We start from the raw sequence: 25,037 nt of genomic DNA, 5'->3' as shown, positions 1-25,037 counted from the left end.
AGTGTAAGCTTGTAAATCATCAACCATTTAAAGCTAAGGTTGCCAATAATCAATAATCAAAGCTACACCTGGGGTGGCGTTGGCCTGTCAGGCCGCGCGGAGCGATCGGGCCTGACTTGATTTTTCTTTGGTTACTTTCTTTGCATCAAAGCCTGTCCCGCGATAGCGGGAGCAAAGAAAGTGACGTCATCGCAAACAGCGATAAAAAGCGCGTCGCGCAAAAATGCCTGTGCACAACTCAAAAGAATTATAAAAATTCCACCACCTGCCTGGTAACCTTATTATCGCGATAGATGGCCCGGTGCCCCAACCCCTGCGTAATCACAAACGAAAGGTTCCCATGCCCATCATCACGCACCTTCAGCGCATCCGCCAACGGAGTCAGTTCATCTTGCTCATCATGCACCCACAACACCTGCGTGCGCACTTGCTGCATGGCACGACGGATAGAATAATGCGAAGGCCAATAACCCGACCGGTCGAAGATCAGTTGGTCAAAAGCAGTGCGCACTTCCGGACGAAGATCAAGAAATCGGAAGAAGGTATCGATGGCCGTAGTCGTTTCAGTAGCCGGCGCAATCAGCGCCACACGAAAACCAGGATCATGTGGAATACTTTCTATGAAGTGCATCAGCGCCAGCCCGCCGAGCGAGTGCGCCATAAAGCTTTGGATGGGGCCATACTGCCGGTGAATCTCCTGTAAAGCGCGGACATAAAGTGGTAAGGTGATCAGTTTGCCGCCCGAGCTTCCGTGAGCGGGTGCGTCGAAGGCCAGTACTTCATAACCTTTGCGGATGAGTGGGGTAACGTAGCGGTCGAAGTTTTTGGCAGTGGATTCGAAGCCGTGAACGATGAGCACTTTGTGCGGTTGCGGATGGTTCCAGCGGTGACCGCGGATGGTGGCGCCGTCGAGGGAGAAGGAGAGTTGTTCACCGCGTTCAAAGACGGGAGGTGTTTTCTTCTTTGGTTTGCGGAAGGGGGTACAGAAGATGTCAAAAGCTTTGTCGGCAGCCCGTTTGGTCGAGAGCACGGAAAGCATATTGAGTTTGGCCCGGATATAATTGACAGCCAGTTTTTGTGCAAAGGTCATGCAGCAAGTTAAAACACTTGGTGTATATAACACTGTCCCTTCGAACGCAGCTCTCTCTTTTCTGTCATTTCGAACGGAGCGATAGCGGAGTGAGAAATCTGCTGTCGAAGTAAGCGGGCCGCGACAGAATTGCCCGGTCCTTTAGGGCCGGGATCAGGAACCACCAACTTCTCTGGGCTTTAGCCCAATGCCTTGTTATCTCTTTTCCTTAGCTTGCAAACTTAATTACAAGTTATGCGGGTTGTATTGATCGGCACAGGCAACGTAGCCACAGTATTGGGCAGGAAGATCAGCGGGGCAGGACATGCAGTGGCACAGGTATACGGACGGGAAGCTGCACATGCCAAGGCATTGGCAGAGCAGCTGAAGGCTGCTTACACCACCAACATCGAACAACTCGACAGCAATGCCGACATCTACATCATCGCGGTGGCGGATACAGCGATCCCCACAGTAGCCGCATCCCTGCAGGTAAAAAATAAACTGGTAGTACATACAGCAGGATCGGTATCGAAAGAAGTATTGAACACCAGCAGTAGCCGTTACGGCATTTTCTATCCCCTGCAAAGCCTGCGTAAAGAAATGCAGCACCTGCCGGATATTCCCCTGCTCATCGATGCGAACAACACAGCAGATATTGAATTATTAAAGAAGTTCGCAGGAAGCATCGTTACGCAAGTGCAAATCGCCAGTGACGAACAACGCCTGAAATTACATGTAGCGGCGGTGGTGGTGAGCAACTTTACCAATCACCTGTATGCATTGGCCGAACAGTATTGTAAAAAGGAGCAGGCAGATTTTCGCTTGTTGCATCCACTCATCCGTGAAGTAGCCGACCGGCTACAATACATATCCCCACAGGAAGCCCAAACAGGCCCCGCCATACGGAATGATACCACCACCATTCAAAAACACCTTGAATTACTGCAAGACCACGGCAACATCAAAGACCTCTACGCCTGGTTCACCAGGAGCATTCAAATGCAAGCTCAAGCCGCGAACCCCGAACGCTGAGCTGCGATCTCAATACAGTAAGAGAAGTTGAAGACTAAAAAGCCAGTGAAGTTTGCATTCAGTAATCGTAGCAGCACTTAAAGGCCTGCAAGGTAACGAAGCAAACGTACGAACGCTGCATAACAGTAGTCTTGCAAATCATCATCCATTTAAAGCTAAGGTTGCCAAAAAACAAATAATCAAAGCGACACCTGGGGAGGAGCTGGCTCGTCAGGCCGCGCGGAGCGATCGGGCCTGACTTGATTTTTCTTTGGTTACTTTCTTTTCATCAAGGAAAAGAAAGTGACAATCCCGCGCGGGAAGCGCGCAAACCATGCGGCAGCAAAAAGCTAATGAAACAAGCGAGAATATTACGGCTCATAACTCTTCTTAGCTTTTTTCTTCTTAGCGGGATACTCACCCAGATACCGCTCCTTAATAATATTCATGTGATGCGCCACATGCCCGGCACACACAAAGCCCAGTCCTGCTACACTCATCGCATTATTATTAGCCGTACCCCCTGCCATCAGTTGATCTTCATCGAGGGAAGCGAAAAACAGTTCCGTGGAGGTGCGCAGTGCCATAAACTCGTCGATGAGGTCGCTCCAACTGCGCTTGGGCGCCTTGGCGGTAATGGCCCATACATTCTCATCAAAGCCGGGGAGCAGGGTAGGGTCCTTGCGGGAAAAGTGGAGGGCACGGAAGACAAACACCCTTTCGGCATCTACAATATGCTGCAGCATTTCCTTGATGGTCCACTTGCCTTCGGCATAGGCATAGTTGATCTTCTTTTTAGGAATGTTCTTCAGCAGCTTGCGGAAACGCCTGGTGTTCTTCCGCAGCGCCTCTTCCAGGTTGTTTTCGCTAATGGAGTTGATATAGCCTTTAAAGGAGGCGGGCACCAAAACGTCTTTCCGGCTCACCATATGCAGGTTGTTTTCTTAAAGCTATCGAAAAGAGTTGAGAAGTTGAAATGTTGACACTAAACACTGTCACGCTGAGCCTGTCGAAGCGTTGTCGGAGAGCTGAGTAAAAAATAGGGTGGGGCATAAATAAAAAACAGCGTTTACCGGTAAAGTAGTAAACGCTGTTCAATTTATTAATTAAAGATATGATCAGGGCGCTAAACGGGTTTTTCCCTTTCAACTTATTAACCTTTCAACTTTTCAACCTAACTCAACCTTTCTTATTCTCCAACTTCGGCTTAGGCGCCTTCTTCTGCGGCGCTGCCTTGGCTGGCTGCAACGTAGCAGCAATCTTCGCAGCTTCGTATACATTGATCACACCACCGGTTTTGCTGATTTCGCTCAGGTTCACTTCTTCGTCAGTACCGGGTTTGTTCACTTTAGCCGGAGGCACCTGGGCTGACTTCTCCAGGCAGTATTTTACCTGCTGGGGAGTCAGGTAAGGGAAATATTCCAGCAGGAAGGCGGCAGCACCGGCCACTACTGGTGAGGCCATACTGGTGCCCTGCGCATTACCATACGTGGTAGTGCCGGGGATGGTAGAGTAGATTTTTACACCGGGTGCAAAAACGTCCACTTCCTTTTTACCGTAGTTGGAGAAAGAAGCAGTGATACCACCGGCCTTGGGGTCGCCGCTGGCGCCCACCGTGATCCAGTTGGTAGCTTTTGACTTGTTGTCGCGGTATACGGGGTTGGGGAAGTTGTCGGCAGTATCTACGTTCTTGGCATCATTACCGGCTGCATGTACCAGTAATACACCCTTGCTGTCGGCATATTGCACAGCTTCGTCTATCCATTTCTTTTGTGGAGAGAAATCTTTACCAAAGCTCATGTTGATCACTTTGGCGCCATTGTCTACCGCATAGCGGATAGCCAGGGCAATATCTTTATCGTGCTCGTCACCGTCGGGAACGGCACGGATCATCATGATGCGTACGTTATCGGCCACGCCGTCCATGCCTTTGCCGTTGTTGCGGATAGCGCCGATGATACCGGCTACGTGCGTACCGTGGAAAGGAGTGGAGGCCATCACATCAGGATTACCGTAGTATTTATCGTTGATGTCATCTTCGTTGTCACCTACAATATCTTTACGGTAGCTGGGGGGCACTTTATCCTTTGCTTCAGCTTTTCTTTCTTCGCCGCTTACAAACTCATCGAAGTCGCCGATGAGCTCTTTATTCGTTTGATCCATGCGTTGGTTGGCACGGAACAGGTACAGCAGATTTTCACGGGCAGCTTTATCCACCGGTGTGGCAGCAACCATGGTATCGAGATCATTACCATTATAGATATCTTTCTTCAAAGCTACCTGTAAGATGCTGTCGCCACGCTTGGCGCCTTTCAGCAGGCGTTTCAGCAGCAGCAGGTCGATTTGAGGTTCACCATCGCCGCCTTCCATCCGCGCCTTTGCTTTCAGCCACATCTGGTATTCAGCCAGCTCATCGCCTTTCAGGGTAGAAGCGTCTACCTTCTTGCCATCATATTTCAGCTTCAGCTTGTGGTATACACGGGCGCCTTCATAAGAATCCTGCTTAAGATTGCGGCCATCTTTATTACCAATGAAGTTCCAGCCATACACGTCATCTACATAACCATTACCATCATCATCGATGCCATTGCCGGGAATCTCTTTAGGATTCTTCCACAAGATATCTTTCAGGTCTTCATGCAGGGTATCGACACCGGAGTCGATAACAGCGACTACTACCGTTTTACCTTTCAGGTTCTTGGATTTGATAAACTCATAGGCCTTGTCTACACTGATACCATAATAACCATCCTTGGCCTTATCCAGCAAATGCCATCCTTTAGGCAAATCTTCGGTTTGTGTATGCGTATCCTGTTGCGCTTGAGAAATGAATCCTGACAACACAAGGGCGGCAGCAAGCCCTGTAACTTTTACCGGTTTAATCATTGTGATTGATTTATTACTTACTTCTCAGATGTTTTTTTGAATCGTTACGTTCGTTGCAAAGCGGCAAATATCTTCTTTTTTACTATTTATTAACGTTAAAATATAAAAAGAAGGCCATTCATGCTGTAAGATTACATGAATGGCCTATGAATATTTCGTAGTACGTTATTGCTCTATCAATTTAAGCTCCACACGCCTGTTCTTATTGCGGCCTGCTTCCGTGCTGTTGTCAGCCACCGGGTTGGCAGGTCCATGACCTGTAGCGGTCAGTCTGTTGGCGGCGATGCCTTTATCCACCAGGTATTTCTTCACTGCATCAGCACGTTTTTGCGACAACAACTTGTTGGCTGCAACCGCACCGCTATTGTCGGTGTAGCCGTTGATGTTCAAGCGGAGCGTTGCATTCTTTTGCAGGATAGCAGCCACCTCATCCAGGGCAGGGTAAGAAGTAGTGGCCAGCTTGTCGCTGCCTTTCGGGAAGAAGATATTACGAGCGGCGTAGTTCACTTTTTCAATAACCGCCTGTTCGATCACCGGAACAACAGGACAGCCATTGTTTTCGCGGGTACCCGATTCAGTGGGACATTTGTCTTCCTTGTCGATCACGCCGTCGCCATCGGTATCCGGTTCAGGCTTGGGCAGCGGACAACCATTGTTGGAAGCAGGACCCGCTTCAGTGGGACACTTGTCTTCCTCGTCGTTCACGCCATCCTTGTCGGTATCGGGAATAGGACAACCTTTGTAAGCCAGCTTACCAGCCACATCGGGACATTTATCTACACGATCGGCAATGCCATCCCCATCTTTATCCGGGCAGCCATTGGTAAGGGCCGGGCCTGGTTGCGTGGGACAGCCGTCCTGCGCATCGGGAATACCATCATTATCCTGGTCTTTGGGCTTTTTAGGAGCTGTAGGCGCAGCCTTGTTGAGCCAGAAACCTACAGAAGCGCCAAACACTTTATGCTTGAAAGAGGAGCCATCATCATCTGTTTGGTAGAAGTTACCCAGCCCCTGGCTGATAAAGCCAGAGAGGATCACACCACCCAGTTCAAAACCTGCACGGCCATTGATACCGTAGTCGAAAGTCTTGGCCTTGCGGGATGCTTTGCCCACTTCGATATCGTCTTCTTCTTTGCTGAATTTAAGCGCAGAGTCACCGATAGCTACCAGCGTTTCCTGGCTGTTCTTACCATTGTAGAAGAAACTGAGGTAAGGGCCTGCACTCACAAAGAACTTCGCTTTTTTGCCCAGTGGCATTTTGTAAGTGAGGTTCAGCGGAATGTCGATATAGCTGGTATAAAAAGTATTCTTTACTGAAAGGGTATCCGTCTGGATCAGGGTTGTATCGTAAAACCGTTGGAACTTTCGTCCCTTTGACATGTAGAAAATGCCTGGCTGGAAGTACAGTTTGCCAGAGTTATTCAGCGGTATGTCTGCGAGGAAACCAATATTGAAACCGCTCCGGTTACCATAAAAAGGCTTGACCTGGGTTTCCCAACCCGGAATACTGTTCTTTTCATCAACAGAGGCAGAGTGGGGGCCGGCAAGCAGGGCCACCCTGAGCTGGGCGAAACCCGTACCGAAAACCACCAGTAAACAAAGCAGTGTAAACAGTTTTTTCATAAAGACATTAGCTTTCCAACGACTATTAACGAATTGGACGACAAAAAAGTATAAGCGAAAAAGATTCACGCCTCAGAACGCAGGATACGCGAGCCTGCATCCAAAACCATGAAACTCAACCGTCAAGGCCCCAACAGAGGACCATTGATTGCGGGTTTTGGAATTGCCCGGCCTTTTAAGGCCGGGATACCATAAGTTACAATTGTTTTGGGCTTTAGCCCAATTACCGGAACAAAGACTATAAATCAAACTTAATCCCCTGTGCCAAAGGCAGTTGGGTAGAGTAATTGATCGTATTCGTTTGCCGGCGCATATATGCTTTCCAGGCATCACTGCCACTTTCACGGCCACCGCCGGTCTCTTTTTCTCCACCGAAGGCCCCGCCGATCTCGGCGCCTGAAGTACCAATATTCACATTGGCAATACCGCAGTCGCTGCCGGCATAGGAGAGGAACTGCTCAGCTTCCCGCAGGTTGAGGGTCATGATAGCAGAGGAAAGACCTTGCGGCACACCATTCTGAATGGCAATCGCTTCGTCAATGGTTTTGTATTTCAGCAGGTACAGGATGGGGGCAAATGTTTCATGCTGCACGATCGCGTATTGCGGTTGAGCTTCGGCGATACAGGGCTTCACATAACAGCCGCTTTCATAACCTTTGCCTTCCAGCACACCACCTTCTACGATAAATTGACCACCTTCTTTTTTACAAGCTTCGATGGAGGCGAGATAAAGGCGTACGGCATCCGTATCGATGAGCGGGCCTACATGGTTCTTTTCATCGAGCGGGTCGCCGATGCGGAGTTGCTTGTAAGCACTTACCAGTTTATTCTTGATAGAATCATACACGTCTTCGTGGATGATGAGGCGGCGGGTAGTCGTGCAGCGTTGACCAGCCGTGCCCACAGCACCGAAGATAGCGCCGAGTACAGCGATATCGAGGTCGGCATCTTTGGTGATGATGATGGCATTGTTGCCACCGAGTTCCAATAACGCTTTACCAAGGCGGGCGCCTACAGTGGCGCCTACTGCCTTACCCATGCGGGTAGAGCCGGTAGCAGATACCAGCGGCACGCGCGTGTCGGCAGACAGCCATTCACCGGAATCACGGTTGCCAACGATCAGTCCGCATACACCTTCCGGTACGTTATTTTTCGCGAATACTTCTTCTACGATATGTTGACAGGCTACTGCACAGAGGGGTGTTTTTTCAGAAGGCTTCCACACGCATACGTTGCCACATACCCAGGCCAGCATGGTATTCCAGCTCCATACCGCAACGGGGAAGTTGAAAGCAGAGATAATACCTACAATCCCAAGCGGGTGCCATTGTTCATACATACGGTGTGCGGGGCGCTCACTGTGCATGGTAAGGCCATGCAACTGGCGGGAGAGGCCCACTGCAAAATCACAGATATCGATCATTTCCTGTACCTCACCATATCCTTCCTGCAGGCTTTTGCCCATCTCGTAAGATACCAGTTTACCCAGCGGCTCTTTGTATTGACGAAGTGCTTCACCGATCTGGCGCACGATCTCACCGCGTTTGGGAGCAGGCCATTGACGCCAGGCCAGGAAGGCTTCCTGTGCTTTGGCGATCACCGCATCATAGCTTTTGCGGTCGGCAGCCTGTACGGAGCCGATGCGCTTGCCATCTACCGGGGAAAAAGATTCAATAGCGGGGCCGGAAGTATTGATCCAGGTTTTGCCGGTAGATACCCCGGCATTGTTCGACTGAATTTTGAGCGAGGCAAGAAAATCCATACCGTTGTTTTTGTTAAGACCGCAAAAGTACGGAATACAAAACTGTGGAAGCGCCCACTCGCCAGCGTTCCCGCCGCATGGCGGGATGACGGGTATTTGCTCGCCTCCGGCGAGCGGGTGATACCAGTCATTAAAAATCATCATTTTATAGCACGTTGACCGGTAAAAAAAGGCCCCGTTAGGGGCAAAGCTTTGTAGCACCACCAACATAAAAAACGAACGGCCCCAGCGGGGCCGCCCATATAGCCGGAAATGGTTAGAAAGTAAATCCGAGCCGGGCAAAGTAATGGCGCCCGCCAAAGTTCATCTGCACAGAATCCCACAAACCGCCTGCTTCCGTGTTCTCCTGGTCCTGCTTATTGGGGTACACATTGAACAGGTTGTCAGCGCCTATGTACAGCGCGATATTCCTGGAAAAGCGGCAACCCAGGGTAAGGTCGGTAGTCACCTTGGGGTCATACACATTGGGGAGGTCATCATAGCCGAGTAATATCACTTCGCCAAACCGCACAAAGCGGGCAGTGGCGCTGAACTTTGAAATGGTATAATCCAGTGTCAGGTTGATCTTGCTTTTGGGAGCAGAGGCAATGATGAATGACCTTTCCCGCGCGCTGAGGTAATTGTCTTCCTTTCCTATTAGCTTGGGACTGGTATGCACTTCTTCGATCGTCAGCTTGTTGAAGTTGGCAGCCAGTGAAGTACTCAGCCTGCCATTGCCCAGGTTGGCGTTGTGGGTGATGATCACATCGAGGCCGATATTGCGCGAGTCGATAGCATTTGTGAAGAAGTTGGCTGCGCCTACGCCCAATGCGGCCAGGTCGCCACCGATATCGGGATCACTCTGGTCAAAGGTACCGGTAAGCACAATGCGGTCTTTTACATTGATGAGGTAGCCATCTACGGTAAGCGTAAGCCCTTTGAATGGTTTTGCTGTGAAACCGGCACTTAGGTTCACAGACTTCTCTTCTTTGAGTGGCGGAATGCCCAGCGTGCGGGTCACCGTGCTGAGATTGTTCGCCAGTAGTATTTCGATAGGCACACCTTGTTCGAAGTTGGTATAGATGGTATTGAAGTAACGCTGTTGCAGGGACGGTGCGCGGAAGCCGGTACTTACGGATGCGCGCAGGTTAAAATCACGTGTCACTTTCACGCGGGTAGCCAGCTTGCCGTTGAGCGTACTGCCGAAGTCGCTGTATTTTTCATAACGTACAGCGCCTGATAACAAAAATGCTTTGGTGACATCCAGCTCCAGGTCCACATAGCTGCCGAAGTTGGTGCGGCTGGCAGTTACTTCATTGCGTGGCTGAAAACCGGGGAAGCCCTGAGAGCCTGCTGGCCGTTGCAACACATCGTATTTCACCACTTTGTTGTCGATCACCGTATCGATCACGCCATAGTTTTGCCAGGAGCCTTCTTCGCCCGCAAAAATGCCATAGCGGTCAGTACGGTACTCTGCACCGAATGCCACGTTAAGGCCTTCAGCCACATCGAAAGGCTTGGACAGGTTGATGCCCGTAGTGTTTTGCGAGAACCAAAACCCGCCTGCATCGAAGTTGGTAGGCGATTTGGCCAGCAGGGTGGCATTGAGCGTGCCATCGACGTAGTAGTGCATTTTGTTCTTGCCATACGTGTTGTTGAAGTCGATGTTCCAGCCATTGTGTACCGTGCGCACACCAACAGATATAGAGTTGTCGTCGATGGCCGATTGAATGCGTGGATCAAAACCGTTGGGATAGATCTCTTTCACATTGCGGTCGTCATCTGCATCCCGCGACCAGGCAAAGGCATCGGTAAAGCGATGTGTATAGCCGCCGAAAGCATATACGGAAGTGTTGGCGGCTACCGGTATTTCACTGTTGAAGAAAGTGCTGAAGTTTTCTGCTGATGCATCGCCAAATTCACGGCGGTAAGTCACGGCGCCGGGTGGCGGCGTCCGGTTGGTTTTGGCATTGGTGAGGTAATCGGCTGTAAAGTTGATGAATCCTTTCTCGCCAATGCGGGTGCCGTAGTTGCCATTGATCTGAAAGCTCTCGCCGTCGTAGTTGCGGTCGTAACGAAACTTTTTAGCGTCGTACACACCGGTGTTGATATTGGCAGAGAATTCATTGACCGATGATTTGAGGATGACGTTCACCACGCCGGCAATAGCGTCGGAGCCGTATTGGGCAGAAGCGCCATCACGCAATACTTCTACACGGTCGATGGCGGCGGCAGGGATGGCATTGAGGTCGGTACCGGTATTGCCGCGACCCCGGGTGCCAAAGAGGTTGATGAGGGAGCTTTGGTGCCTTCTTTTACCGTTGATGAGTACTAAGGTCTGGTCGGGACCCAGGCCGCGAATAGTGGCCGGGTCGATATGATCGGCGCCGTCGGAACCGGATTGCTTGTTTGCATTGAAGGAAGGCGTAGCAAACTGCAGCATGTTGTTTAGATCGAAGCGACCCGTTTGCCGGGCGATGCTTTTGATGTCAATGACGTCGATGGGAACGGGTGTTTCAGTGGACGTTCGCCCCAGTTTGCGGCTGCCGACGATGGTTATTTCCTGGAGGTTGCCCGATTGTGGAGAAAGTTCGATGTCCAGCGTTGCCTGGTTATCTACCGTTATTTCGGTACTGGCATATCCGATGTACCGGATGACAAGAATATCGCCTTTTTGTGTGGGGAGGGTGAAGGTGCCGGTGCTGCCGGTGGTGGTGCCTTGGTTGGTGCCTTTGATGGTGACGGAGGCGCCGGGGAGTGGTTCTTTGTTTTTAGCGTCTTTAACTGTTCCTGATAGGGTCTTTTGTGCGCATAGCAGATAAGAGCTGGCAATAAGCGCCAGCAGGAGCAATAGTTTTCTCATAAGAGTCCTGTTTGGTTAGACTCCTAATTTAACTTATTTACCCGGGAAAACAATGAAATGTGAAGGCGTGTTGATAAGTTGACAGGTTGAAAAGTTGATAAGGAAATGCAATCTCTGCCTATCAACTTTTCAACTTATTAACCTTTCAACTATTTCTTAGTACTGTTCCTGCTCGTTAGGAAAATCCCTGTCCTTTACATCCTTGATATAGTGCTTAACGGCGGTGGTCACCTGCTCATGAAGGTTGAGGTATTGACGCAGGAAACGGGGTTTAAATTCAGTGTTGATGCCCAGCAGGTCGTGCATTACCAACACCTGGCCATCGCAATGCCTGCCGGCGCCGATGCCAATCGTTGGGATTGCCAGGCTTTCAGATACTTCTTTGGCCAGCATGGCGGGTATTTTTTCCAGTACCAGGCCAAAGCAGCCAGACTCTTGCAGGATGCGTGCATCACTGCGGAGCTTGTTGGCCTCAGCTTCTTCTTTGGCGCGCACCGTATAAGTACCGAATTTATAAATAGACTGCGGCGTGAGCCCCAGGTGTCCCATCACAGGGATACCGGCAGCTAAAATGCGCTTGATGGATTCTACAATTTCTTCGCCGCCTTCCAGCTTTACAGCGTGGGCGCCGGTTTCTTTCATAATGCGGACGGCAGAGGCCAGTGCTTCTTTGGAGTTGCCCTGGTAAGAACCAAAGGGAAGGTCTACCACCACCAGTGAACGTTCTACACCCCTGATCACGGAGGAGGCGTGATAGATCATCTGGTCGAGCGTGATAGGCAGCGTAGTTTCATGTCCTGCCATTACGTTGGAGGCAGAGTCACCTACGAGGATCACATCGATGCCGGCTGCATCAAATATTTTGGCAAAGGAGAAATCATAAGCGGTGATCATGGAGATCTTTTCGCCTGTAGATTTCATTTTCTGCAACGTATTGGTCGTGATCCGTTTTACTTCTCTATTGACAGACATGAGACTATTTTTGGTTAAGCGGGCGGAAAGGTAGGGAAAATGTTGAATCCTGAATCCGGAATACTGTTTCCCGGAGCTTAAATCAAAAAGTGGGTAATTTCTGTTTGGCTTTCAGCTCTTCATAGAGGTGTTGAATAAGCCCATCTGCCAATCCGATCTTGGGAACATATATTTCGGAGATGTTGGCCCAGCGCATCACGTTGATATAGATCTGGAGGGCGGGAACGATCACGTCGGCGCGGTCTTCGCGCAGTCTATATAAGCGCATCCTGTCTTCAAGGGAGAAACTGCTGAACTCTTTGTAGTAATCTTTCAATAGCTCTAATTGTAGTGGCTTGCCTTCTTTGCGTTTGGAAATGGAAAACACTTTATTGATGTTGCCACCAGAGCCGATGGCTACAATATCATTATAGTGGCTACGGGTTTCGCGCTTGATCATGTCTTTCATCTCTTCCCATTGCGCATCTTCTACCTGCTTCTTCAGCAGACGGATGGTGCCAATATTGAAAGAGCGCTTGAAGACCAGTTTGCCGTCGGCAAAGAAAGTAAGTTCAGTGCTGCCACCGCCTACATCTATATAGAGGTAGGAGTGGTCTTTGTCCATATTCTCGGCAATATGGTTTTCGTAGATAAGAGCGGCCTCTGCATCACCGGAGATGATCTCGATGTCGATATTGGTTTCTGCTTTTATCCGCTGAAGAATAGAGGCGGAATTGGTGGCATCGCGCATGGCGGAGGTGGCGGCAGCTTTCAGGTGCTTTACTTCGTAAGCATCCAGCAGGTAGCGATAGGCTTTGAGGGTATTCATGATCATGGCCTCCTTTTCGGGAGAGATCTCCTGCTGTTCAAATACATCAAAGCCCAGGCGCAAGGGTACACGGATGAGGTTGATCTTCTGGAACAGCGGTTTACCATTGTCCTGAATACTTACATCGGAGATCAGCAATCTTGCCGCATTACTTCCTATATCGATAGCCGCCAGTCTCATGGGTTAGTTTAGTATCATTTTCTTCGCTGCATCAGGTGGTTGTCTCCGCAGGCTGTACAGTGGGCGGTTGTAAAAGGCCCAACACAGCGCTTGTTTTCTGATGCAGGTAATTATATATCTCCACCTGCGACCGGATTTTTTTCTGTTTTCTGTCGCGCACATACCGGTTGCTGAGATCGTTGTCCAAAATTCTGGCTTTTACATTATCACTCAATTGAATTTCCAGTATATTTTTCAACACTTTTTTAATATTCTCGTCGATAATGGGGCAGGTCGCTTCCACCCGGTGATCAAGATTGCGCACCATCCAGTCGGCTGATGAGATGTATACTTTTTCCGCTCCGTTATTGTGGAAAATGAATACGCGCGCATGTTCCAGGTACTCGTCGATAATGCTGACTGCCTTCACCGGGTACTTGAATTTTTTGTTTTCCGAATACATACAGAAGATACCGCGGATGATGAGCTTGATCTCCACACCAGCCCTGCCTGCATCATACAAGCGGGTGATCAGTTCTTCATCCGACAAAGAGTTCATCTTAAGGGTGATGGCGGCAGGCATGCCGGCGCGTGCATTCCTGATCTCCCGGCTGATGAGTTTATTCAATTCACGGCGCAAGCCAGTGGGGCAGGGGATAAGTGTTTTACATGTTTTCAGGAACTTGATCCCTTCCTTAGGTCTTTCGAGGTAATTGAATATCCGGTTCACATCCGCCATGATGAAGCGGTCGGCAGTGATCAGACAATGATCGCCGTAGAAGGCTGATGTCTTTTCATTCATATTGCCGGTGCTTACAAAGCCATAGTGAATGGTATGATTGTTCTGCCGCTTTTTAATGAGGCAAAGTTTGGCGTGTACTTTCATGTTGGGAATACCGATCACTACTTTTACCCCTTCTTCTTCAAGCCGCTCTTTCCACTCCAGGTTGGCTTCTTCATCGAAGCGGGCCCTTAACTCAAGCATCACGGTTACATGTTTGCCATTGCGCACGGCATTGATGAGGGCGTTGATGAGTTTGGAGTTGGAGGCCAGCCGGTAAGCAGTGATCTTGATGGACGTTACATCCGGGTCGATAGCCGCTTCGCGCAGCAGGTCGATCACCGGGCCGAATGAATGATAGGGGAAGTTGAGCATCACATCCGTCTGCAGGATCATGTCGGTAACCCGCATCGTGTTCTTCAGCAGGGGATGCTGGAAAGGCTTCTTCCGCTGTCCCTTGCGTTGGAATACATCCGGGAAGTCCATAAAATGGCGGAAGTTGTGGATGCGCCCGCCGGGTATTACGCTTTCTTTCCGGGAGATATTGAGCTTGCGGATGAGGTAGGCCAGCAGACCATCGTCCATTTCCTTATCATATACAAAGCGCACGGGTTTGCCCTTGCGCCGGTTTTTAAGTCCCTTTTCGATCTTTTGGATGAGGGAGGTGGACAGATCGGTATCCAGGTCGAGTTCTGCATCCTTGGTTACCTTGAACACCCACGATTGGTAGCGGTCGTACCCAAAGTAGGAGAAGATGCCCTTCAGGTTGAAGCGGATCACGTCTTCCAGTAATATAATATGATGTTCTCCCTCAGGGGAGGGGAGTTTGATAAAACGGCCTACTGCCTTGGAGGGCACTTCGATAATGGCATATTTGCGTCGCAGGGTAGCGTCTTTCCGGGACAGAACCACGCCTAAGTAGATAGATTTGTCACGCAAATAGGGGAATTGTGGAATACTTTCCACCATTAGGGGAATGATGTTGGAACGTACTTCTTCTTCAAAGTAGGTATGGACAAACTTCTGTTGGTCCTTATTAAGCTGTTTCTCATTGATCAGGTGGATCTTTTCCCGGGCCAGGTCCTTGCGGGTTGTTTCCCAGATCTGGTTAAACTCGGCCTGCTGCTCCAGTACGATCTGCTGGATCTGGTCGAGGATGCGATCGGGCGCCTGCTCCAGGTGCATGTTCCGGAGTTTGGGACCTACTTCCGTCATCCGCTTGAGGGTAGCTACCCGTACGCGGAAGAACTCGTCCATATTATTGGAGAAGATGCCCAGGAACTTGATGCGCTCCCGGAGGGGTACACTGGGATCGGCAGCTTCCTGCAACACGCGGGCATTGAATGACAACCAACTGATATCTCTTGCTATGGTTTTCCTTTTCATTGATAACATTTAGCGGGGCTTTTGCCAAAGATGAAACAGGCAAAAACAACTTTAAATTAAGGAATTATTAATTCATGAGCTTGTTTTTCATGCAATTGCGTGCCCAGGGAGTACTTATTGCCTTTTTATTAATAATAAAATATTGTTATATTTGTTCTATAAACGGCATTAACCAAAAACTACGGCTTAGCTTTATGAGTACGATCCAAATCCGCTTGTATGATATTTTTAGGAAAAACCTTAAGTTGCATGAACCCGAAGCGAAAGAATTGGTAGAGGTTATACAGGAAGTTTCAAGAACAGAACAGGCTGAAAAACATAAACACTTGGAGCAAATGGTGCAAAAGGATATAAAGCTGTTAAAAGAGCATATGGACTTTGAATTTGTCCGTGTGGCCAAAGAATTTGGTTACATGAAGGATTATATGGATAGCAGGTTCGCTACTAAAGAAGACCTCGCCAAAGACTTAGCGGCAGTAAAGGCTGAGCTTTCCAGAACAATCTACCTTACCTCACTCGGTCAACTGGTCGCTATTATCGCTTCTGTAATTTCTATCGTTATGATTCTTAAGAAGTAATGTATTTTGTATTGCCCTTTTTACGAATAGGTTCCCCGAAATTCACACTGTGGACAATCTTTATTGCAAAAACCCTGATTTTCTTTTTCATAATTCGCTGCTAATCGCTACCTTTGCCGTCCTAAATTTTTGAAGTCATGGCAAGAGTATGTCAGGTAACAGGTAAAGTTCCAGTGTCTGGGCACCGCGTTTCCCACTCAAATATCAAATCAAAGCGCCGTTTTCTGCCTAACCTGCAGACCAAACGTTTCTTTTTGGCTGAAGAAGACAAGTGGATTACCCTGAAACTGTCTACTGAAGGTATCCGTACCATCAACAAGCGTGGTTTGAGCGTTGTGGTGAAGGAGCTGAGAGCTCAGGGCGAGAAAATCTAAATAACGTAAAAAGTCTATAACAATGGCAAAGAAAGGAAGCAGAGTACAGGTGATCCTGGAGTGCACTGAGCACAAAACCAGCGGTAAACCCGGTACCAGCCGCTACATCACAACCAAGAACAAGAAAAACAACCCAGAGCGTCTGGAGTTGAAGAAGTTCAACGCGATCCTGAAGAAGGTAACCGTTCACAAAGAAATCAAGTAATTTGATGATGTGGAAATGTGCTAATTTGAAAATGAATTAGTACGGCTGTGTAACAACGGCATTTCAATTCTCAAATTTTCAAATTCGCTAATTTTCAAATTAACTATATATGGCAAAAGCAGCTTCTAAAAACGCGAAAGTTAAGGATGCGAAGGCTTCAGCAGAAGCAAAGAACTGGACCAAAGTGATCCGTGCGGTTCGCAGTCCTAAAACAGGTGCCTACACTTTCAAGGAGCAGATCGTGCACAAAGAGAAAGTGAAAGAATTCCTGGCTCAGAAATAAGTGGGAAGTAAGTACAATATTAAAAGCTGTTCTGTACCGGAACAGCTTTTTGTATTTGCATCAGGCGTACAAAATGTATATTACAGATATTATTAAACCTTTACAGCAGTATGGGCCTGTTCAATAAATTATTCGGCAAGAAAGAGAAGGAAACCCTCGACCAGGGGCTGGAGAAAACCAAGAGTGGCTTTTTGTCCAAGCTCACCAAGGCTATTGCCGGCAAAAGCTCTGTAGATGATGAAGTGCTCGACAACCTGGAAGAAGCGCTCGTAAGTGCCGACGTAGGTATCGAAACGACTGTACAGATCATCGAGCGCATCGAGAAGCGGGTAGCAAAGGACAAATACCTAAACACCAGTGAGCTGAATAATATCCTGCAACAGGAGATGGAGAATATACTCGTCGACGCTCCTGAAGCAGATGCGTATACTTTTAGTTCCAACCTGCCGGCCAAGCCTTTTGTGATCCTCGTAGTTGGGGTAAACGGAGTAGGCAAAACTACTACCATCGGTAAGCTGGCTTATAACTTCAAGAAAGCCGGTAAGTCTGTATTGCTGGGTGCTGCCGATACTTTCCGTGCAGCGGCTGTGGATCAATTGACGATCTGGAGCGAGCGGGTAGGAGTTCCTATTGTAAAGCAAGGTATGGGTGCCGATCCGGCTTCTGTGGCTTTCGATACCGTTCAAAGCGGTGTGTCGAAGGGATCAGATGTAGTGATCATCGATACGGCTGGTCGTTTACACAATAAGGCCCACCTGATGGATGAATTAAGCAAGATCAAACGTGTGATTCAAAAGCATATTCCCGAAGCACCGCATGAAGTGCTGCTGGTGCTGGATGGTTCAACCGGACAGAATGCGCTGGAGCAAGCCAAGCAGTTTACGGCGGCTACCGATGTATCTGCACTGGCTATTACCAAGCTCGATGGTACTGCCAAGGGTGGTGTAGTGCTGGCTATTGCCAACCAGTTCAAGATTCCCGTTAAGTTTATTGGAATGGGAGAGAAGATGGAAGACTTACTGGTGTTTGACAAACATGAGTTTGTGGACAGCTTGTTTAGTCTGGAGAAAAGTTAGAAAAGGCAACAAGGCATAGAGGCAGTAAGGCAACGAGGTTTAATGCAGAGCCTTAATATATAAAACCAAAGGGCGTGTCAATGACACGCCCTTTGGTTTTGTATATCGGATTCTTACTGGTATAAGAAAAGGTTTAAGACTGCTTAGAAGGCAAACCGGAATGCAAAGCCTCCCCAGAAGTGGAAGTCTGTATCAGGTGCCAGCTGGAAGGTAGGGTTCACATCGAACGATACATTGATAGGTGCTCCGGTAAATTTGTAGTCGAGACCCAGGGTGCCGCGTAAGGCAAACCAGGTATCCAGATAATCCTTAGTAGGGAACAGCAGCATACCGCCACCGCCAACATACCATTTCAAGCCTGTTGCGCCGGCAATATCGCCATGCCAGTCGTACAGGCCTTCAATGCCTACATAGCCTCTGTCAAAAAGCAAAGACCCTTCCAGCGCACTATTGCTTTTCAGGAAATGCTTGATGTTGATACCGCCAAGGGTTCCATTACCAAAGTAAACTTTGGCGCCGAGGGCTGTTCTGTAGGTACTGCCGGTTGATTGGGAAGAGGCTGTTTGCGAAAGGGTCAGCAAACAGATCATAGCTACTGCAACAATGGTTACTTTCTTCATGCTTTGTTCATTTATGCCAAGCTTGTTATAAATATTGTGCCAATTGTTCCCCAACCAGGCGGGAGACCGGTAAAATACCCGTTCCCCGCCATTGTAAAGGCTTGTAAATAAGTGTTTAACATATGTGAGGAGTGGCTGATGGTCTATGCCGGGTCAATCGCGGAAATAGCCTGCTGCAGGGGCTCCCGCGTCAACTTAAATACAAAAATCCGCTAACTCCTCAGTACCTTTGCGGGCTTATATTATTATGAAAACGAGGTCGCTAAAAAAAGATAAGGTCAATATCATTACGCTGGGTTGCAGCAAGAATATGGTGGATAGTGAAGTGTTGAGTGGTCAGCTCAGGGCCAATGATATCGATGTTGTGCACGAGAATGCCCGCCTTGACCACAATATTGTGGTGGTGAATACCTGTGGCTTTATCGATAAAGCCAAAGAAGAGTCTATCAATACCATCCTCGACCAGGTAGACCTGAAGCGCAAGGGTAAGCTGGACAAAGTATATGTTACCGGCTGTTTGAGCGAACGTTACCGTAATAACCTCGAGCAGGAGATCCCGGAAGTGGATGCTTATTTCGGCACTATGGAGCTGCCGCTGATCCTGAAGCAATTTGAAGCTGATTATAAAGCAGAGTTATTGGGTGAGCGCCTGCTGGCCACGCCCAAGCATTATGCTTACCTCAAGATATCTGAAGGTTGCAACCGTACCTGTTCTTTTTGCGCTATTCCGCTCATGCGTGGAACGCACGTGAGCAGGCCCATCGAGCAACTGGTGCAGGAAGCTGAGAAGCTGGTAAAAATGGGTGTGAAAGAGATCATGCTTATTGCGCAGGAACTTACCTATTATGGCCTCGACATTTACAAGAAGCGTATGCTGCCCGAGTTGCTGCATAAACTTGCTGACGTAAAAGGTTTGCATTGGATAAGGTTGCATTATGCTTATCCTTCTAAATTCCCATTGGAGATCCTTGATGTGATGCGTGAACGCGATAACATCTGTAAATACCTCGATATGCCTTTGCAGCATGCCAGCGATCCGATGCTGAAGGCTATGCGTCGCCAGATCACTAAAGCCGAGATGGACGAGCTCATCGTTACCATCCGGGAGAAAGTGCCCGGTATTTGTTTGCGTACTACACTCATTACTGGTTTCCCCGGCGAAACACAACAGGATGTGGAAGACCTCAAAGATTTCCTTCGTCAACATCGTTTTGATCGCGTTGGCATCTTCACTTACTCACACGAAGAAAGTACCTCTGCTCACGCATTAGAAGATAATATTCCCCAGGAAGAGAAAGAAAGCCGCGCTCAGGAGATCATGGAAGTGCAGCAGGAGATCAGCTTTGAAAGGAACCAGGAGAAGATCGGTCAGACTTTCAAAGTGCTCATTGATAAAAAAGAATCAGGACGTTATTTAGGTCGTACAGAGTTTGATAGTGTTGAAGTGGATAATGAAGTGATCATTAACAGCACCAAACGGTTAACCCCCGGCGAATTTGTCAATGTGAAGATCACAAAAGCATACGATTACGACCTGGAAGGTGATGTGGTATAATTCATGGGTTTAGTATAGGAAGGCTACTGTACAGATATTGATTGGTTCTTAATGTGTATTGCCCGGGATAGCACAGGATAGGAGTGTTTTAAGGGGAAAACAACCGTTAGGAGAATATTGTACTAAAACTGATTAAATACCGCAAAATAAATCAATCTGTAGCGCCGTAGTTTTGTTATACCAAAATTTTATAAGCCCATGCATTTTGAATGGAAAGGAGTTTTTCCTGCACTAACGACTCAGTTCACAGCGGATGATGAATTGGATATTCCTCTCTTTGAAAAGAACGTGGCTTTCCAACTGGAAGCCGGCGTTGATGGAGTGATCCTCGGCGGTTCACTGGGCGAAGCCAGTGTACTGACCACTGCTGAAAAAGAGATACTCATTAAAACAGCTATACAGAAGACGGCCGGGCAGGTTCCTGTGCTGATCAACATTGCTGAGGGTTCAACCCGCGAAGCGATCCAGCAAGCTACCAACGCCGCTAAATGGGGCGCCCATGGTCTGATGCTGTTGCCTCCTATGCGTTACAAGAGCGACCACCGCGAAACTGTAGAGTTCCTGAAAACCGTAGCTAATTCGACCGATCTGCCGATCATGTTGTACAACAACCCGGTGGATTACAAGATCGAGATCACACTCGATATGTTCGAAGAGCTGGCCGAATGCCAAAACATCGGCGCGGTAAAAGAATCTACCCGCGACGTATCGAATGTAACCCGCATGTTCAACCGTTTCGGTAACCGTTACAAGATCCTGTGCGGTGTAGACCCACTGGCGATGGAAGAGCTGGTGATGGGCGCTGATGGCTGGGTTGCTGGCCTCGTGGATGCCTTCCCCCGCGAAACCGTAGCGATCTACCGCCTGGTAAAAGCTGGTCAACTGGAAGAGGCTGCTGCCATCTACCGTTGGTTCATGCCGCTGCTCGATCTCGATATTCATCCCAAACTGGTACAATACATCAAGCTGGCTGCTACGCAAGCCGGTATTGGTTCTGAATACGTAAGGGCTCCCCGTCTGCGCCTCATCGGCGAAGAGCGTGAGCGCGTGCTGGAGGTCATCAACGAAGGTATCCGCACAAGGCCTACGCTGCCCGACTACATGAACCTGGCCATGGCCAATACTTACCTGTAAAGTTTTTACATATTACTGAGAGGTGATGTCTTTGAAAAAAGGTATCACCTCTCAATGTATGGTAAAGTACCTTTGTGCCTTACCGATTAAAGCCATTTTATATGTTTAAAGACGCTACTGTAGCCGAGATCAATACTATTATGGAAAAGGCCTGGAAGGCCTTTCATGCATATCGCAAATTATCACTGAAGCAGCGCGCCGCTTTTATGCGCGCCATCGCTGCCGGGCTCGACAATGCCCCTGACGAACTGATCCCCACCGTGATGCGGGAGACCAACCTGCCCGAAGCACGTGTACGCAATGAAAAAGGACGTACCGTATTCCAGCTTACCAGCTATGCCGATGCCTGCGAAAGAGGTGAGTGGCTGGAAGCACGTATCGATACTGCCAATCCCGAGCGTACCCCGCTGCCCAAGCCCGACGTCCGCAAGATGCTCGTTCCCCTGGGGCCTGTAGTAGTTTATGGCGCCAGCAACTTTCCGTTTGCCTATTCTACTGCGGGTGGAGACACTGCCTGTGCACTGGCTGCCGGCTGCCCGGTGATCGTAAAAGCTCACCCTGCTCATCCGGAAACCTCTGATATCGTAGCTAAGATCATCCTGAAGGCTGCTGCCGAAACCGGCATGCCCGATGGCATCTTTGCCCACGTTCATGCTACTTCTTTTGAGATCGGGAAGGCGCTCGTGACCCACCCTTATACCAAGGCTGTTGGTTTCACTGGTTCTTATACTGGTGGCCGGGCTTTGTTCGACTGGGCCAACCAGCGCAAAGAACCCATCCCTGTATTCTCAGAAATGGGCAGCATCAATCCGGTTTTCCTGTTGCCAGGCAAGCTGGAACAATCTGCCGCTGACATTGCTAAAATGTATGCCGGTTCTATCACATTGGGCGTAGGTCAATTCTGCACCAATCCCGGCCTTATTATAGGTATTGAAGGTGCACCTCTGCAGGAGTTCATTACTGCTTTGGGTAATGAGATCAAGCAGATTGCCCCGGGTACTATGCTGCACCCCGGCATTGCTAAAACGTATGGCGAGAAGAAGGCTGCCGCTTTGACTCAGCAAGATGTAACTACTGTAGCTGAATCTGCTACGGCGCCTGCTGCTAACCAGGGCGTGCCTGCTATTGCTTCTGCTTCCGGTAAGGCATTCCTCAACAACCCGGTATTGCATCAGGAAGTGTTTGGTCCTTACTCGCTCGTGATCCGTTGCGCAGACGCGGCAGAATTGCTGAAAGTAACGCAGCACTTGGAAGGTCAGCTGACAGCTACGTTGATGGCTACCGAGCAGGATATGCTGGGGCATGATGAGCTGGTAGAAGCGGTAAAGAACATTTGCGGCCGGTTTATCCTCAACAGCGTGCCCACTGGCGTGGAAGTTTGTCTTGCCATGCACCACGGTGGTCCGTTCCCTGCCAGTACCGATTCCCGCTTTACTTCGGTAGGCGCTGATGGTATCAAGCGTTTTGCGCGGCCTGTTTCCTTCCAGGGCTGGCCCGATAGCCTGCTGCCGGAAGAGCTGAAGAACGACAATCCGCTGGGCATCTGGAGAACGGTGAATAACGAAGTAACCAAGAAGAGTATATAAGAATAAACCTGATAGGTTTTATGACTAATAATCCCATTACAAAAACTACGTCAACCCTGGCCAAGCCGCTGAACGGTTCCGTGTACCATTGTGTGGATGCACATACCTGCGGCAACCCCGTACGGTTGGTAGCTGGTGGTGGCCCTGCTTTGACGGGTGCCAACATGAGCGAGAAGCGCCAGCACTTTTTAAAGGAGTACGACTGGATCCGTAAAGGCCTGATGTTCGAGCCAAGGGGCCACGACATGATGAGTGGAAGCATTCTGTACCCACCACATGATCCAAAGAATGATGTAGCCGTGCTGTTCATTGAAACAAGTGGCTGTCTCCCTATGTGTGGTCATGGCACCATCGGTACCATTACCATTGCAGTGGAAGAAGGCCTGATCGTGCCCAAAACGCCTGGCATCATCCGGATGGAAGCGCCGGCAGGGTTGGTGATGATCGAATACAAACAGCAGGGAAATAAGGTAATAAGTGTTAAATTGACAAATGTTCCTGCGTATCTTGCAGCCACCGAATTAACGGTAGAATGTCCGGACCTTGGTGAGTTGGTGATCGATGTATCGTATGGTGGCAACTTCTACGCTATTGTCGATGTGCAGAAGAATTTCAAAGGACTGGAACATTATTCTGCTGATAAGCTCATTGCCTGGGCACGGGAAATGCGCAAGCGCATCAATGAAAAGTATACGTTTGTGCACCCGCAAGACCCCACCATCAATGGCTGTTCACACGTTTTGTGGACTGGCTCTGTACTGGATAAGACCTCTACAGCGCGTAATGCGGTGTTCTATGGCGATAAAGCTATCGATCGTTCGCCTTGTGGTACCGGTACTTCAGCCCGTATGGCGCAGTGGTATACCAAGGGAAAACTAAAAAAAGGCGACGAATTTATACATGAAAGCATTATAGGCTCTAAATTTATCGGCCGGATAGAGGAAGAGATATCGGATGCTTTCGGTACAGGTAAGCCTGCCATCAGGCCCAGCATTGAAGGATGGGCCAGGATCTATGGATATAACAGTATTTCCATTGATCCGGATGACGATCCATACGCGTATGGATTCCAGGTGTTGTAATACCCATGGCTGCTTGTTGGAAAGTGTTCGGTAATAAGATAGGCAAAACGTTCAAACATAAACCAGCTATATGAAATCAATGAAATGGATCTCAGGTTCTCTGTTTAGCATCGGCATGGCTACTGCTATGATCGGTTGCAATGATTCTGCCAGCACATCTACCGACACTAAAAACGATTCAACAACAACAGCTTCCAAAATGAGTATTACACAGGCGCCCTATGGAACTACAGATGGTAAAGAAGTTATTGAGTATACGCTTGCCAATGGAAATGGAGTAAGTGTAAAGATCCTGAACTACGGTGGCACGATCACCCACCTTACTACGCCCGACAAGAGCGGTACTGGTGGTGACGTGGTACTGGGTTACGATTCACTGAGCGGTTACCTGCAAAAGGGCAATCCTTACTTTGGTTCTTTGATCGGCCGTTATGGCAACCGTATCGCCAATGGCAAGTTCACCCTCGATGGTAAAACGTATACACTGGCCCAAAACAACAACGGCAACACATTGCACGGTGGTTTGAAGGGTTTTGATAAAGTGGTTTGGACTGGTGAAAAGCTCAACGACAGCAGCCTGAAGCTTACTTATCACAGTGCAGATGGTGAAGAGGGTTATCCCGGCAACCTGCATACTGAAGTGGTATACACGTTGACTGGCAACAATGAGTTGAAGATCGAGTACAAGGCTACTACTGATAAGGCTACTCCGCTCAACCTTACCAACCATGCTTATTGGAACCTGAGCGCTGGTGCTGATTCCACTGTGTTGGAGCATGAACTGATGCTGAAGGCTGATAAGTATACTGCAGTGAATGCTAAACTGATCCCTACTGGTCAATTGCCTGATGTGAAAGGAACGCCGATGGATTTTACCACTTCCAAAAAGATCGGTAATGACCTGGCTAAAGTGGACGGTGGTTTCGATCACAACTGGGTGCTGAACAAAGGTGCAGGCCTGGAGCTGATCGGTGCTTTGTATCACCCTGCCAGCGGCCGTTACATGGAAGTGTTCACTACTGAACCCGGTGTGCAGTTCTATTCCGGCAACTTCCTCGATGGAACGCTGACCAACACCAAGGGCGGTAAGAAGTATGTGAAGCATGCTGGTCTTTGCCTGGAAACACAACATTTCCCTGATTCTCCGAATCAGCCTTCTTTCCCGAACACTATTTTGAAACCGGGAGAGACGTATACACAGACAACGATCTATAAGTTCTCGACAAAATAAAAGCCGGAAGG

Annotated in this window: 21 protein-coding genes; 11 read left to right on the top strand and 10 right to left on the bottom strand. The window is 48.9% G+C overall.

What is annotated here, in order from left to right; translation table 11 throughout:
• Window positions 1-247 precede the first annotated feature (247 nt).
• Entirely contained in the window at window positions 248-1,090 is an 843-nt protein-coding gene (locus AC5JBY_RS21115; RefSeq protein WP_495906636.1) for an alpha/beta hydrolase, read from the bottom strand.
• 234 nt (window positions 1,091-1,324) lie between these two features.
• Between AC5JBY_RS21115 and AC5JBY_RS21110 the strand changes: the two genes are divergently transcribed.
• The gene (locus tag AC5JBY_RS21110) at window positions 1,325-2,104 is read left to right on the top strand and encodes a Rossmann-like and DUF2520 domain-containing protein (protein ID WP_495906635.1); all 780 of its coding nucleotides are present in this window, start codon (window positions 1,325-1,327) and stop codon (window positions 2,102-2,104) included.
• A 350-nt stretch (window positions 2,105-2,454) separates the two neighbouring features.
• Here AC5JBY_RS21110 and AC5JBY_RS21105 read toward each other — a convergent pair whose 3' ends face one another.
• The 8 genes from AC5JBY_RS21105 to ppk1 all read right to left on the bottom strand — a co-directional run bounded on the left by AC5JBY_RS21105 (window position 2,455) and on the right by ppk1 (window position 15,302).
• Window positions 2,455-3,012: a DinB family protein gene (locus AC5JBY_RS21105; protein WP_495906634.1), complete on the bottom strand. Its 558-nt coding sequence runs from the start codon at window positions 3,010-3,012 to the stop codon at window positions 2,455-2,457.
• A gap of 250 nt (window positions 3,013-3,262) precedes the next feature.
• The gene (locus tag AC5JBY_RS21100; RefSeq protein WP_495906633.1) at window positions 3,263-4,969 is read right to left on the bottom strand and encodes a S8 family peptidase; all 1,707 of its coding nucleotides are present in this window, start codon (window positions 4,967-4,969) and stop codon (window positions 3,263-3,265) included.
• A gap of 165 nt (window positions 4,970-5,134) precedes the next feature.
• The gene (locus AC5JBY_RS21095; RefSeq protein WP_495906632.1) at window positions 5,135-6,592 is read right to left on the bottom strand and encodes an OmpA family protein; all 1,458 of its coding nucleotides are present in this window, start codon (window positions 6,590-6,592) and stop codon (window positions 5,135-5,137) included.
• Between the two features lie 238 nt (window positions 6,593-6,830).
• Window positions 6,831-8,354: an L-piperidine-6-carboxylate dehydrogenase gene (amaB, locus tag AC5JBY_RS21090; RefSeq protein ID WP_495906631.1), complete on the bottom strand. Its 1,524-nt coding sequence runs from the start codon at window positions 8,352-8,354 to the stop codon at window positions 6,831-6,833.
• A gap of 256 nt (window positions 8,355-8,610) precedes the next feature.
• Window positions 8,611-11,196: a TonB-dependent receptor gene (locus AC5JBY_RS21085; protein WP_495906630.1), complete on the bottom strand. Its 2,586-nt coding sequence runs from the start codon at window positions 11,194-11,196 to the stop codon at window positions 8,611-8,613.
• A 156-nt stretch (window positions 11,197-11,352) separates the two neighbouring features.
• Window positions 11,353-12,168 (bottom strand): 3-methyl-2-oxobutanoate hydroxymethyltransferase, encoded by an 816-nt coding sequence (gene panB / locus AC5JBY_RS21080; protein WP_495906629.1) that lies wholly within the window; start codon window positions 12,166-12,168, stop codon window positions 11,353-11,355.
• A gap of 82 nt (window positions 12,169-12,250) precedes the next feature.
• Complete coding sequence (locus tag AC5JBY_RS21075) at window positions 12,251-13,156, bottom strand: Ppx/GppA phosphatase family protein (RefSeq protein WP_495906628.1); 906 nt, start codon at window positions 13,154-13,156, stop codon at window positions 12,251-12,253.
• A gap of 31 nt (window positions 13,157-13,187) precedes the next feature.
• Window positions 13,188-15,302, bottom strand: a complete 2,115-nt coding sequence (ppk1, locus tag AC5JBY_RS21070) for a polyphosphate kinase 1 (protein WP_495906627.1) — start codon at window positions 15,300-15,302, stop codon at window positions 13,188-13,190.
• 194 nt (window positions 15,303-15,496) lie between these two features.
• On the opposite strand from ppk1, the gene AC5JBY_RS21065 reads away from it, so the two are divergent.
• The 5 genes from AC5JBY_RS21065 (at window position 15,497) to ftsY (ending at window position 17,818) form a co-directional block, all read left to right on the top strand.
• Entirely contained in the window at window positions 15,497-15,880 is a 384-nt protein-coding gene (locus tag AC5JBY_RS21065; RefSeq protein ID WP_495906626.1) for a hypothetical protein, read from the top strand.
• Window positions 15,881-16,017: 137 nt separating this feature from the next.
• Entirely contained in the window at window positions 16,018-16,254 is a 237-nt protein-coding gene (gene rpmB, locus AC5JBY_RS21060; RefSeq protein ID WP_275834013.1) for a 50S ribosomal protein L28, read from the top strand.
• A 22-nt stretch (window positions 16,255-16,276) separates the two neighbouring features.
• Complete coding sequence (gene rpmG / locus AC5JBY_RS21055; RefSeq protein WP_315815617.1) at window positions 16,277-16,459, top strand: 50S ribosomal protein L33; 183 nt, start codon at window positions 16,277-16,279, stop codon at window positions 16,457-16,459.
• Window positions 16,460-16,568: 109 nt separating this feature from the next.
• Window positions 16,569-16,742 carry a DUF4295 domain-containing protein gene (locus AC5JBY_RS21050; RefSeq protein ID WP_275834017.1) on the top strand — a complete coding sequence of 58 codons (174 nt, stop codon included), beginning with the start codon at window positions 16,569-16,571 and terminating at the stop codon, window positions 16,740-16,742.
• A gap of 110 nt (window positions 16,743-16,852) precedes the next feature.
• Window positions 16,853-17,818: a signal recognition particle-docking protein FtsY gene (gene ftsY, locus AC5JBY_RS21045; RefSeq protein WP_495906625.1), complete on the top strand. Its 966-nt coding sequence runs from the start codon at window positions 16,853-16,855 to the stop codon at window positions 17,816-17,818.
• A 143-nt stretch (window positions 17,819-17,961) separates the two neighbouring features.
• Here ftsY and AC5JBY_RS21040 read toward each other — a convergent pair whose 3' ends face one another.
• Window positions 17,962-18,438, bottom strand: coding sequence for a hypothetical protein (locus tag AC5JBY_RS21040; RefSeq protein ID WP_495906624.1), 477 nt, complete (start codon window positions 18,436-18,438; stop codon window positions 17,962-17,964).
• A 247-nt stretch (window positions 18,439-18,685) separates the two neighbouring features.
• Between AC5JBY_RS21040 and rimO the strand changes: the two genes are divergently transcribed.
• The 5 genes from rimO to AC5JBY_RS21015 all read left to right on the top strand — a co-directional run bounded on the left by rimO (window position 18,686) and on the right by AC5JBY_RS21015 (window position 25,026).
• A complete protein-coding gene (rimO, locus tag AC5JBY_RS21035; RefSeq protein ID WP_495906623.1) occupies window positions 18,686-19,993 on the top strand; it encodes a 30S ribosomal protein S12 methylthiotransferase RimO in 1,308 nt (435 codons plus the stop codon).
• A 198-nt stretch (window positions 19,994-20,191) separates the two neighbouring features.
• Window positions 20,192-21,127, top strand: coding sequence for a dihydrodipicolinate synthase family protein (locus AC5JBY_RS21030; protein ID WP_495906622.1), 936 nt, complete (start codon window positions 20,192-20,194; stop codon window positions 21,125-21,127).
• Window positions 21,128-21,201: 74 nt separating this feature from the next.
• Complete coding sequence (locus AC5JBY_RS21025; protein WP_495906621.1) at window positions 21,202-22,713, top strand: aldehyde dehydrogenase (NADP(+)); 1,512 nt, start codon at window positions 21,202-21,204, stop codon at window positions 22,711-22,713.
• Window positions 22,714-22,733: 20 nt separating this feature from the next.
• On the top strand, window positions 22,734-23,795 hold the full coding sequence (locus tag AC5JBY_RS21020; RefSeq protein WP_495906620.1) for a 4-hydroxyproline epimerase: 1,062 nt from the start codon (window positions 22,734-22,736) through the stop codon (window positions 23,793-23,795).
• A 70-nt stretch (window positions 23,796-23,865) separates the two neighbouring features.
• Complete coding sequence (locus tag AC5JBY_RS21015; protein ID WP_495906619.1) at window positions 23,866-25,026, top strand: aldose epimerase family protein; 1,161 nt, start codon at window positions 23,866-23,868, stop codon at window positions 25,024-25,026.
• The last annotated feature ends 11 nt before the right edge of the window (window positions 25,027-25,037 follow it).

The sequence above is a fragment of the Paraflavitalea sp. genome, from assembly GCF_059502485.1.
The sequence above is the reverse complement of the archived record's forward strand: the minus strand, read 5'-3'. Positions and strand labels throughout refer to the sequence as shown.